This window comes from Sanguibacter sp. 25GB23B1, assembly GCF_040012415.1.
Lineage (GTDB): Bacteria > Actinomycetota > Actinomycetes > Actinomycetales > Cellulomonadaceae > Sanguibacter.
In genome coordinates this window covers 48,542-60,161 of the sequence record NZ_JBDYKL010000029.1, presented here as the reverse complement: position 1 = coordinate 60,161, position 11,620 = coordinate 48,542, and the positions used below count along the sequence as shown (strand labels likewise).

The window sequence follows — 11,620 nt, the reverse complement described above, 5'->3', positions numbered from 1 at the left end:
CCCCCCCCCCCCCCCCCCCCCCCCCCCCCCACCTTGTGCTACTCGGCTGGGCTGACCTGGATGTATCGCTGAGGATCCACCCCGAAGGACTCGCTGACGAGCCCTGCGTCGGTGACGACGTCGTGCACCACCTTGCGCTCGAAAGCGTTCAGCGGCTCGAGCGAGATCTTCTCGCCCGTGCTCTTGACCTTCTCGATGACGGTGTTCGCGAGTGCAGTGAGCTCGATCCGGCGTCCGGCACGGTACCCGGCGATGTCGAGCATGAGTCTGCTCCGCTCCCCCGTCCGCGTCTGGACGGCAAGCCGTGTGAGCTCCTGGAGCGCCTCGAGAACCTCGCCGTTGCGGCCGACAAGGTGACGGAGGGACTCCTGGTCGTCTGCGACGACCTCGAGTGCAGCCCGCCCGTGGTCGACGTCGATGTCGATGTCGCCGTCGAGGTCGGCGATGTCCAGCAGCTCTTCGAGGTAGTCAGCAGCAACCTCGCCCTCTTCTTCGAGCAGCGATGTCTTGGTGCGTCCCTCTGGCTCCGTAGCCGGTGAGTCCGTCGAAGCAGTCACGTACCTCTCCCTTCAAGAAGTGAAACTCGGCCCCGTGCACCGGGGAAGTCCTAGCGCTTGGTGCGCTTGCTCTTCGACTTGCCCGGAGTCGTGACTCCCGGCGTACCGGTGCCGGCCGCAGAGCTGCTGCCCGGCGCCTTGTTCGGACCTCCGGCCTTCGGTCCCTTCGGAGCCTTGCTTCCTGCGGCGGACGACGGGTTCGGGGTCTTGGCCGGCGTCGGTGCGGGAGCGGGGGTGGAGTCCGGGCTCGTGCCGGAAGGCGCCGCGGGGTTCGCTCCTGCGGGGCGGCCCTTCTGCCGATCCTTGCGCTTCGGCTGCTGGCGCTGGCCACGAGGCTGCTCGATCACCGTGGGCTTGGTCTCTTCGATGACGATGCCCTTGCGCGCGGCCTTGCGCGCCTTGCGTTCGTTGAGGAGGCGTTCAGCCTCTGACCCGGGCGCCGGCATCTTGCGGATGGTGTAGAACTGCTGGCCCATGGACCAGAGGTTGGTCGTCGTCCAGTAGATGAGGACACCGATGGGGAAGTTCACGCCGGAGACTCCCATGATCACGGGAAGCATGTAGAGCATGATCTTCTGCGTCTGCATCATCGGGCCCTCGAGGGCCGCCTGAGGCATGTTCTTCATCGTCAGCTGACGCTGGGTGAGGAACTGCGTCGCCGCCATGGCGACGATGAGGACCCCCGCGACGATCTTCGTGTTGAGGTCCGTCGGCTCGTGCAGGAACGTCGACGAGAGAGGAGCCCCGAAGAGCGTCGAGTTCTCGGCCGCCTGTGCGACGGCCTGGTCGATCGGTCCGATGCCGTCGCGCGTTCCCTCGCTGATGCCACGCAGGCCGTTGAGCACCCGGAAGAGCGCAAAGAACACCGGTGCCTGCAGCAGGACCGGCAGGCACGAGGCGAAGGGGTTCGTGCCGTGCTTCTTGTACAGAGCCATCGTCTCGCGGCTCATGGCCTCGCGCGACGCAGGGTCCTTCTTGTTCTTGTACTTCTTCTGGATCGCCTGGAGCTCGGGCTGGATCATCTGCATGCCGCGCGAGGCGTTGATCTGCTTGAAGAAGAGCGGGATCATCACGGTGCGGATGACGATGACGAGGCCGACGATGGAGAGGATCCACGCAGCACCGGAGCCGTCAGGCAGGCCGACGAGAGTGAACAGCTTGTGGCAGAGGTACATGATCCACGCCACCACCCACTCGATGGGGTAGAGGATCTTCATGAAATCCATTACTGCAGCTCCTCGCGCACAAGCATCTTGCTGTGAACCACCGGAGAAGTTCTCCGACGGGGGGACTAGTGGGTCGAGCTCCGCCGTGGGGTCGGCTCAGGCACGTCGTCGACTCCCCCGGGGTTCCACGGGTTGCACCTGATCAACCGACGAGCGGCCAACCAAGTTCCCTTGATCGCCCCGTGCTTCTCGACAGCCGTGATCGCATAGCTGGAGCAGGACGGGTAGAACCGGCACCGAGGCCCCAAGAGGGGTGACACGAACCGTTGGTACACGCGAGCCGCACCGACGAGCACCCACGCCACGGGGCCACGGCTCCGCCCCGGTCCACCGGCCGCCGCTGGGACGGGCTCGTGAGCCGACCCGCTGCTCATCGCGTCGACCGCTGGTCGCCGCGACGGCGGAGTCCCCGCTGCAGGCAGGACAGGTAGTCCGCCTCGAGCTGCGCGAAGTCGGCGGTAGCCGCGGCAGGCAGCGACCTGACCACGACGCGCGAGTCCGCGGGCACCTCAGCAAGATGGCCTGCGACGATGGCGCGCATCCGGCGCTTGACCTTGTTCCGGACGACGGCGTTGCCAACTGCTTTGGATACAACAAAACCGACCAACGGCACGTTCACGTCGTCGTCAGACTCCACGAGGTGAAAGACCATGGTCGATTTTCCTGTGCGCACGCCCTTGCGCACCGCCCGGTCGAAGTCGCCGGGACGGCGCATGCGATGCGCCGCGGGAAGCACCGAGCTCAGGCAGAGAGCTCGGTACGACCCTTACGGCGGCGAGCTGCGAGGATCGCGCGACCGGCACGGGTCCGCATCCGCAGTCGGAAACCGTGGGTCTTCGCACGACGCCGGTTGTTCGGCTGGAAGGTCCGCTTAGTCACGAGGTGCTCCAAAAACGTTGAGGAAGCGCGTCCTCGATGGACGCGCGCGTCGCCACTCCTGTTCGGGGCACAGAAGGCATGCAGAAGCGAGGGGAATGGCTGTAAAACGGTACGTTGCGAAGGGGGCGTGGGTCAAACTGGGGTCTGGACCGTCTTCCGCTGGATCCTCGACTGCCCCGAGCGTCGTCCCCATGCTGTGGACAAGAGGCCGGGAGCACTGTGCGGCGACGCTCTGCCGCACGACCACACGGAACGCTGTCGACCGCCCGCTGGGTGCCCCGTGAGTGCGTCGTGGCGGTTGCGCCTGCACCACGGTCGTGGACCCACAGGCTGTGGAAAACTATGTGGATGACCGACGTGCGTGGGAGACTGCACAACCGGTCGACGGCTGATGAGGAACCCTCGCGGATGCTCCCAGCAGCTCATCTCGCGTCCTACCGTCCGAGCAACTTCACCCACAGGAAGTACACGTGGCACACCAAGACGACAACATCGGTGCGATCTGGAAGCAAGCCATCGCAGAGCTCGAGGCGAGCCCGGACATCACTCCGCGACAGCTGGCCTTCGTCAAGCTCGCCAAACCCCTCGGGCTCTTCGACGGGACGGTCATCATCGCGGTCGCGAACGACCACACCCGCGACTACCTCGAGACGCGGGTCCGCGCCGAGGTCGTCCAGGCCCTCTCGAACGCGCTCGGTCGCGACGCCCGCTTCGCGATCACGGTGGACCCCGAGCTGGGCTTCGACCAGGAGTCCGCGATCTCTGCCGTCGTGACGCAACCGCCGTCGGAGCCCGTGGACTTCACCGCGCGGATCGAGTCGCCGGAGCACACCGAGATGTCCCGCCGACGCGCGTCGCTCAGCGCGAGCTCGTCGAGCTCCTCCTCGAAGAGCGCGATCGAGCCGGCGCACCTCAACCCCAAGTACCTCTTCGAGACCTTCGTCATCGGATCGTCCAACAGGTTCGCGCACGCGGCCGCGGTCGCCGTCGCAGAAGCACCTGCCAAGGCCTACAACCCGCTCTTCATCTACGGGGACTCCGGGCTCGGCAAGACGCACCTCCTGCACGCCATCGGTCACTACGCGTACAACCTCTACCCCGGGGTCCGTGTGAAGTACGTGAACTCCGAGGAGTTCACGAACGACTTCATCAACTCGATCCGTGACGACAAGGCAGGCGGCTTCCAGCGCCGGTACCGCGAAGTCGACTTCCTCCTCATCGACGACATCCAGTTCCTGCAGGGCAAGGAGCAGACGATGGAGGAGTTCTTCCACACCTTCAACACTCTGCACAATGCGAACAAGCAGGTCGTCATCACGTCCGACCTTCCGCCCAAGCAGCTCAACGGGTTCGAGGACCGCCTGCGCTCGCGCTTCGAGTGGGGCCTCATCACGGACGTCCAGCCGCCCGACCTCGAGACGCGCATCGCGATCCTCCGCAAGAAGGCGGGTGGCGAGCGGCTCGCGGCGCCCGACGACGTGCTGTCGTACATCGCGTCGAAGATCTCGTCGAACATCCGCGAGCTCGAGGGTGCCCTCATCCGCGTGACGGCCTTCGCCAACCTCAACCGCCAGCAGGTCGACCTGGCCCTCGCGGAGATCGTCCTCAAGGACCTCATCACCGACGACGACGCATCGCAGATCACCGCCGGCAGCGTCATCGCCCAGACGTCCGCGTACTTCGGCCTGACGATCGACGACCTGTGCGGCAGCTCTCGCTCCCGTGTCCTCGTGACCGCGCGTCAGATCGCGATGTACCTGTGCCGCGAGCTGACCGACCTCTCGTTGCCGAAGATCGGCCAGCAGTTCGGTGGCCGCGACCACACGACGGTCATGCACGCGAACAGGAAGATCACCGAGCAGATGGCGGAGCGACGATCGACCTTCAACCAGGTCACCGAGCTCACGAGCCGCATCAAGCAGCAGCACAGAGGGTGACGGCGGGTGGCGTGCAGGTGACCGGCCGGTAGCCACGAGGCAGCCATAGGACGAATATTCACACGTGTGGACAGTCCTGTGGACAGCGGTGGACGAAGCCCCCGATACCTGTGCACACAGGGGCAAGATCTGTGGACGTAGTCGTGCACAGATCTCGTCGTCCACACAGCGCCTAGTTCATCCACAGGTGAGCCCACCGGCCGCACACAGGCCAAAAGGGTCTTCCACCTGCACAAACAGTGGTTATCCACAGTATCCACAAGTGCTACTACTACGACTACAGATCTATCCAGGAGAAATCCACACGCCTTCATCAGGGCTCCGGGAATCTCGACCAGGCCGGTGTCACCGCAGGGTCGCCGCTGCTCCGGCACTCGCGTAGTGTTCAACCACGCTGCACCGTGGTGACGCCTGACAGGCGCCCGCCGCCTGGGGGTCATCGACCGACACGGCTCGTGCAGCGCCAGAACGGCTCGGACCACCTACGGTGATGTCGAGCAGAAGAGCAGATCGACGTGGAGCTCTGCCGCCGGCAGACCGAGAGGGGATGTGGGATGAAGTTCCGGGTTGAGCGTGACGTTCTTGCGGAAGCTGTGACCTGGACCGCTCGAACCCTCCCGACCCGTCCACCGGCTCCCGTGCTCGCCGGCGTGAAGATCGAGGCGACCAGCGACGGTGTCATCGGCCTGTCGAGCTTCGACTACGAGGTCTCGGCCCGGTCCGAGATCCCTGCCGAGGTCTCCGAGCCCGGTACCGTCCTCGTCTCCGGCCGCCTCCTCGCTGAGATCTCACGATCCCTCCCGGGCAAGCCCGTGGACTTCACCGTCGAGGGCAGCAAGGTCACCGTCGTCTGCGGTGCGAGCCGCTTCACGCTCCTGACCATGCCCGTCGAGGACTACCCGGCGCTGCCGACCATGCCGGACATCGCGGGGTCGGTCGCCGGGGACGAGCTCACGCACGCCGTCGCACAGGTCACCGTCGCTGCGAGCCGCGACGACACGCTGCCTCTGCTCACCGGCGTGCGCGTCGAGATCGAGGGCGAGCGGATCACGCTCCTCGCGACCGACCGCTACCGCCTCGCGCTCCGCGAGATGACCTGGAAGCCCGCGTCGCCCGACATCTCGACGGTCGCCCTCGTCCGTGCCCGCACGCTGTCCGACGTGGCAAAGTCGCTCGGCGGTTCCGGGAGCGTCAACGTCGCGCTCTCGACGGGAGCCGGTGTCGACCTCATCGGCTTCGAGGCCGGCGGTCGGCACACGACCTCGCTCCTCGTCGACGGTGACTACCCCCACGTCCGTCGCCTCTTTCCCGACGAGACGCCCATCCACGCCGTCGTCTCGACGCAGTCGCTCATCGACGCGTCGAAGCGCGTCGCTCTCGTCGCGGAGCGCAACACCCCCATCCGCCTGAGCTTCAGCGAGGGACAGGTCGTCCTCGACGCGGGCCAGGGCGACGACGCCCAGGCGTCCGAGGCTCTCGAGGCCGTCCTCGTCGGTGAAGACATCTCGGTGGCGTTCAACCCGCAGTTCCTGCTCGACGGGCTCGGCGCCCTCGGTACGGACTTCACGCGTCTGAGCTTCACGCACCCCAACAAGCCTGTGGAGTTCACGGGCCAGAGCACGCTCGAGGGCGAAGACAGCTCGCACTACCGGTACCTCCTGGTGCCGATCCGTTTCGCCAACTGACACCGACGAGGGGAAGCACCGTGCGCATCGGTCTGGTGGGTCTCGGCAAGATGGGTGCGAACATGCGCACCCGGCTCCGCGCGCACGACGTGGAGGTCGTGGGCTTCGACAGGAACCCCGACGTCTCCGACGTCGCGTCGCTCGACGAGCTCGTGGCGGCGCTGCCGGCTGGCGAGCGCTTCGTCTGGGTCATGGTCCCCGCGGGTGATCCCACCCGGGAGGTCCTGGCTCGCCTTGCCACGCTCCTCGCACCCGGTGACGTCGTCATCGAAGGTGGCAACACGCACTACGTCGAGGACGCCGATCGCGCAGCCGTCCTTGCCGAGCACAGCATCGGATATCTCGACGTCGGCGTCTCCGGTGGGGTGTGGGGTCTCGAGAACGGCTATGGGCTCATGGTCGGTGGCGATGCCGCGACGGTGGAGAGGGCGCTTCCCGTGTTCGACGCGCTGCGTCCCGAGGGTCCGCGCGAGGAGGGCTTCGTCCACGCCGGGGCAGTGGGTGCCGGGCACTACGCCAAGATGGTCCACAACGGTATCGAGTACGGCCTCATGCAGGCCTATGCGGAGGGCTACGAGCTCCTCGAGGCCAAGGACATCGTCACCGACGTTCCCGGGACGCTCAAGGCCTGGTCCCGCGGGACCGTCGTCCGGTCCTGGCTCCTCGACCTGCTCGTCAAGGCGCTCGAGGAGGACCCCGCACTCGCGGAGATCAGTGACTGGGTCGAGGACTCGGGCGAGGGGCGGTGGACCGTGGACGAGGCGATCGACTCGGCTGTCCCGCTCCCTGTCATCTCTGCCGCGCTCTTCGCACGGTTCTCTTCTCGTCAAGGAGCATCCCCGGCGATGAAGGCGGTGGCTGCGCTCCGCCACCAGTTCGGCGGGCACGACGTCCGTCCCGCGTCCCCGGGAGCCTGAGGCCCTCGATCGCGCACCTCTCCACCGTCGGGTGGTGGGTGAGCGATGTTCCACGTGAAACACGACCCACCCGGGTAGATCTGTAGGTCTGATGTTCGTCTCCCACCTCTCGTTGCTCGACTTCCGCTCGTACGCCCAGGTGGACGTCGAGTTCACGCCGGGTATCAACGCTCTCGTGGGGCCGAACGGTCAGGGCAAGACGAACCTCGTCGAGGCGATCGGCTACGTCGCGACCCTCGGCAGCCACCGTGTCGCCTCCGACGCGGCCCTCGTCCGGGCAGGTGCGTCGCGGGCGATGGTGAGGTCACGGATCGTGCGCGGGGACCGTGCCAGCGTCGTGGAGATCGAGATCACCCCGGGCAAGGCGAACCGGGCACGTCTCAACCGATCACCGGTCCAGCGGCCGCGCGACGTGCTCGGCATCGCACGGACGGTGCTCTTCGCACCCGAGGACCTCGTCCTCGTCAAGGGCGACCCGGACGCCCGGCGCCGGTATCTCGACGAGCTCACCGTGCTCCTGGTGCCGCGCATGGCCGGGACCCTGGCCGACTACGACCGCGTCCTGCGACAGCGCAGCGCTCTCCTCAAGTCCGCAGGAGCGGCACGGCGTGCGGCGTCTGCGCCCGACCTGCGGACGCTCGACGTGTGGGACGCCAAGCTGGCACAGGTCGGTGCTCAGATCATCGTCCTGCGAGAGAGCCTCGTCGCTGCACTGCGACCCCATGTCGCGACGGCGTACGAGCAGGTGAGCTCAGGTCAGGGGCACGCGGAGGTCTCCTACAAGTCGTCGCTCGAGGCAGCAGAAGCGCAGGGCGACGGGATCCCTGCCCCGGCGGACGAGAGTGTCGCACCGATCGCTGGAGGGACCCTGCTCTCGCGGTCGCACGAGCTCGTCGAGGCGCGCATGATCGAGGCCATGGGCAGGCTCAGGGCGAAGGAGATCGAGCGCGGGGTGTGCCTCGTCGGTCCGCACCGCGACGACCTCGTCCTCACGCTCGGCGGGCTGCCTGCGAAGGGCTACGCGAGCCACGGAGAGTCGTGGTCCTTCGCGCTCGCCCTGCGGCTCGCGTCCTACCGGCTCCTCACCGACGGTCCGGACGTGCCGGTGGGCGCGAGCCAGGACGACGCCTTCTGGTTCGCCGAGTCGGGCCCCGACACCGAGCCGGTGCTCATCCTCGACGACGTGTTCGCCGAGCTCGACAACCGACGGCGCGCACGCCTCGCCGACCTCGTCGCCGGCGCAGGACAGGTGCTCATCACCGCCGCCGTCCTCGAGGACATCCCCGAACAGCTCGTGGGTTCGCGCCTCGACGTCATGGGCGGCGAGGTCACCCGTGTCGACTGACCCGTCTCGACGGTCCGGACCCGACGAAGCCCGTGGGGACGACGCCGCGGCGTCCCGTGCCGGCGCTGCCGAGCAGTCGCACGGGTCCGGTGACGGCGAAGGCACAGCCACCGGCGACCGCGCGGAGGCACCCTCCACCGACTCGAGCTCGCGTCCGACCGAGGGCGTCCCTGTGGGCGAGCTCGTCAGCCTCACTCCCCCGGGAGACGTCGCACGGCAGGCGCTCAACCGGGCTCGCGCCGCAGCCCGGGCGAAGGGGCTCTACCCGGGCGCCCAGAGCCGACGCATCCTCGCCGAACCACGCCGCAGCGGTCCGGGCAAGGACGGGCGCGACCCGAAGCTCTTCGCCGAGACTCTCGCAGCGCTCCTCCAGCAGCGTGGCTGGGTCCAGGAGGTCTCCGTCGGCGGGGTCATCGGTCGGTGGCGCGAGGTCGTCGGGAACGACGTGGCCGACCACTGCACGCCGGAGACGTTCGAGGACGACGTCCTCGTCGTGCGTGCGGACTCGACGGCCTGGGCGACGCAGATCCGGCTCCTCGTGCCCCGGCTGCTCGAGCTCATGGCGAAGGAGGTCGGGCAGGACGTCGTGCGGACGATCACCGTCCTCGGCCCGGTGGGTCCGGGCTTCGGGCGGGGGCCACGCTCGGTGCGGGGACGCGGTGCGAGAGACACCTACGGGTGACACCGCGGTGCGTCGTCCGGACCTCGTCGGGGTCCGGACGGACCGATCTGACGGGAAGGCGGGAGAACGTCCTGCTCACCTGTGCGTGAACCTGTGGAAATCTCGTGTGAATCCCCGAGTTTCCGCTACTTTCCGGTAGACTTGAGCAGTCATTCCGGGCGCTCTTCGCGGTCGGGAAATGAGCAGCCCACCAGCTGCCGCCCAGGCCCCGATTCATCGTCCCCTGTGCTGGCCCCGGTGCGCTGCAGGAGGACTAGGAGCACCACCCGCCGTGGCAGAACTGAACAACGACGCCATTCCTGAGTCGATCGCACACATCGGCGACACGAATGACGGAAGTTACGACGCCAGCGACATCACAGTCCTCGAAGGTCTCGAAGCGGTTCGCAAGCGCCCCGGCATGTACATCGGGTCGACCGGTGAGCGCGGCCTCCACCACCTGGTGTACGAGGTTGTGGATAACTCTGTGGACGAGGCTCTCGCCGGCCACTGCGACCACATCGAGGTGACGCTCCAGGCCGACGGCGGCGTCAAGGTCGTCGACAACGGTCGCGGCATCCCTGTCGCGATCCACCCGACCGAGGGCCGCCCGACGGTCGAGGTCGTCATGACGATCCTCCACGCGGGCGGGAAGTTCGGCGGCTCGGGCTACGCGGTCTCCGGTGGTCTCCACGGCGTCGGCATCTCCGTCGTCAACGCCCTCTCGTACAAGGTCGAGACCGAGGTGCGGCGCGACGGTTTCACGTGGAACCAGTCCTTCCACGACGGCGGCAAGCCGTTCGGCCCCCTCCGCAAGGGCGAGGCGACGGACGAGACGGGCACCACCCAGACCTTCTGGGCCGACCCGGCGATCTTCGAGACGACGGTCTACGACTTCGAGACCCTCCGCGCACGGTTCCAGCAGATGGCGTTCCTCAACAAGGGTCTGCAGATCACGCTCACCGACGAGCGCCCCGAGCACGGCGGGACCGACGACGAGGTCACCGGCGACGGTGCCACGCCGGCCGAGTTCCGTGCCGTGACGTACAAGTACGACCAGGGCCTGCTCGACTACGTCGCGCACCTCAACTCGGCGAAGAAGGTCGAGGTGGTCCACCCGGAGATCATCGCGTTCGAGTCCGAGGACACGGTGCGCCGGATCTCCCTCGAGGTCGCGATGCAGTGGACGAACGCCTACTCGGAGTCGGTCCACACGTACGCCAACACGATCTCCACCACCGAGGGCGGGACGCACGAGGAAGGCTTCCGCGCCGCGATGACCGGACTCATCAACCGGTACGCCCGCACGAAGGGCATCATCAAGGAGAAGGACGAGAACCTCACGGGCGACGACATCCGCGAGGGCCTCACGGCCGTCATCTCCATCAAGCTCGGCGAACCGCAGTTCGAGGGTCAGACGAAGACGAAGCTCGGCAACACCGAGGCCAAGACGTTCGTCCAGTCGGTCGTCAACGAGCGACTGGGCGACTGGCTCGACTCCCACCCGATCGAGGCCAAGGACATCATCCGCAAGGCGATCCAGGCATCACAGGCTCGCCTCGCCGCTCGCAAGGCGCGCGAAGCCACCCGGCGCAAGGGTCTCCTCGAGTCCGGTGGCATGCCGGGCAAGCTCCGCGACTGCCAGTCGAACAAGCCGCAGGAGTGCGAGGTCTACGTCGTCGAGGGCGACTCAGCCGGCGGCTCGGCCGTGCGTGGCCGCAACCCACGCACGCAGGCGATCCTGCCGATCCGCGGGAAGATCCTCAACGTCGAGCGCGCACGTCTCGACCGGGCGCTGGGCAACCAGGAGGTCCAGGCGCTCATCACGGCGTTCGGCACGGGCATCGGTGAAGACTTCGACATCGCGAAGCTCCGCTATCACAAGATCGTGCTCATGGCCGATGCCGACGTCGACGGTCAGCACATCTCCACCCTGCTCCTCACTCTCCTGTTCCGCTACATGCGCCCGCTCATCGAGCACGGCATGGTCTATCTCGCGCAGCCGCCGCTGTACCGCATCAAATGGTCCAACGCCGACCACGAGTATGTGTTCTCCGACCGCCAGCGCGACGAGCTGGTCGTCGCAGGCCAGGCCGCCGGGAAGCGGATCCCCAAGGACAACGGGATCCAGCGCTACAAGGGTCTCGGAGAGATGGACTACTCGGAGCTGTGGGACACCACCATGGACCCCGAGAACCGCACCCTCCTCCAGGTCACGCTCGACGACGCCGCAGCGGCCGACGAGACCTTCTCCATCCTCATGGGCGAGGACGTGGAGTCACGACGCAACTTCATCCAACGCAACGCCAAGGACGTGAGGTTCCTGGACATCTGACGGCCGGCGGAGCGAGACCGCTCCCCCGCCCACGACCCGGGACCACCATGGCGAACGCGCCGGAAACGAACGAGGAAG

At 67.2% G+C, this 11,620-nt stretch carries 11 protein-coding genes; 6 read left to right on the top strand and 5 right to left on the bottom strand.

Going from position 1 to position 11,620, the window contains the following annotated elements; all coding sequences use genetic code 11:
• Positions 1-38: 38 nt before the first annotated feature.
• The 5 genes from ABKW26_RS15155 to rpmH all read right to left on the bottom strand — a co-directional run bounded on the left by ABKW26_RS15155 (position 39) and on the right by rpmH (position 2,662).
• Positions 39-557 carry a R3H domain-containing nucleic acid-binding protein gene (locus tag ABKW26_RS15155; RefSeq protein ID WP_348594647.1) on the bottom strand — a complete coding sequence of 173 codons (519 nt, stop codon included), beginning with the start codon at positions 555-557 and terminating at the stop codon, positions 39-41.
• Between the two features lie 50 nt (positions 558-607).
• A complete protein-coding gene (gene yidC, locus ABKW26_RS15150) occupies positions 608-1,783 on the bottom strand; it encodes a membrane protein insertase YidC (RefSeq protein WP_348594645.1) in 1,176 nt (391 codons plus the stop codon).
• A gap of 65 nt (positions 1,784-1,848) precedes the next feature.
• Positions 1,849-2,157, bottom strand: coding sequence for a membrane protein insertion efficiency factor YidD (yidD, locus tag ABKW26_RS15145; protein ID WP_348594643.1), 309 nt, complete (start codon positions 2,155-2,157; stop codon positions 1,849-1,851).
• Positions 2,154-2,519, bottom strand: coding sequence for a ribonuclease P protein component (gene rnpA, locus ABKW26_RS15140; protein WP_348594642.1), 366 nt, complete (start codon positions 2,517-2,519; stop codon positions 2,154-2,156). Before rnpA ends, yidD begins: the two co-directional genes overlap by 4 nt.
• A gap of 5 nt (positions 2,520-2,524) precedes the next feature.
• Entirely contained in the window at positions 2,525-2,662 is a 138-nt protein-coding gene (rpmH, locus tag ABKW26_RS15135; RefSeq protein WP_191783193.1) for a 50S ribosomal protein L34, read from the bottom strand.
• 470 nt (positions 2,663-3,132) lie between these two features.
• Here rpmH and dnaA point away from each other — a divergent pair, with 470 nt between their 5' ends.
• From dnaA to gyrB, 6 genes are all read left to right on the top strand, one after another.
• Entirely contained in the window at positions 3,133-4,599 is a 1,467-nt protein-coding gene (gene dnaA, locus ABKW26_RS15130) for a chromosomal replication initiator protein DnaA (protein WP_348594640.1), read from the top strand.
• A gap of 554 nt (positions 4,600-5,153) precedes the next feature.
• A complete protein-coding gene (dnaN, locus tag ABKW26_RS15125; RefSeq protein ID WP_348594639.1) occupies positions 5,154-6,284 on the top strand; it encodes a DNA polymerase III subunit beta in 1,131 nt (376 codons plus the stop codon).
• 20 nt (positions 6,285-6,304) lie between these two features.
• On the top strand, positions 6,305-7,201 hold the full coding sequence (gene gnd, locus ABKW26_RS15120; RefSeq protein ID WP_348594637.1) for a phosphogluconate dehydrogenase (NAD(+)-dependent, decarboxylating): 897 nt from the start codon (positions 6,305-6,307) through the stop codon (positions 7,199-7,201).
• A gap of 91 nt (positions 7,202-7,292) precedes the next feature.
• Positions 7,293-8,546 carry a DNA replication/repair protein RecF gene (gene recF, locus ABKW26_RS15115; protein ID WP_348594635.1) on the top strand — a complete coding sequence of 418 codons (1,254 nt, stop codon included), beginning with the start codon at positions 7,293-7,295 and terminating at the stop codon, positions 8,544-8,546.
• Entirely contained in the window at positions 8,536-9,228 is a 693-nt protein-coding gene (locus ABKW26_RS15110) for a DciA family protein (protein ID WP_348594633.1), read from the top strand. The genes recF and ABKW26_RS15110 overlap by 11 nt, the downstream gene beginning before the upstream one ends.
• A gap of 316 nt (positions 9,229-9,544) precedes the next feature.
• On the top strand, positions 9,545-11,542 hold the full coding sequence (gene gyrB / locus ABKW26_RS15105; protein ID WP_348594652.1) for a DNA topoisomerase (ATP-hydrolyzing) subunit B: 1,998 nt from the start codon (positions 9,545-9,547) through the stop codon (positions 11,540-11,542).
• Positions 11,543-11,620 lie beyond the last annotated feature (78 nt).

Excerpts from the sequence above, each read along its gene's own strand:
- yidC (WP_348594645.1), bottom strand. The coding sequence starts at position 1,783 with ATGGATTTCATGAAGATCCTCTACCCCATCGAGTGGGTGGTGGCGTGG.
- yidD (WP_348594643.1), bottom strand. The coding sequence starts at position 2,157 with ATGAGCAGCGGGTCGGCTCACGAGCCCGTCCCAGCGGCGGCCGGTGGA.
- dnaN (WP_348594639.1), top strand. The coding sequence starts at position 5,154 with ATGAAGTTCCGGGTTGAGCGTGACGTTCTTGCGGAAGCTGTGACCTGG.
- recF (WP_348594635.1), top strand. The coding sequence starts at position 7,293 with ATGTTCGTCTCCCACCTCTCGTTGCTCGACTTCCGCTCGTACGCCCAG.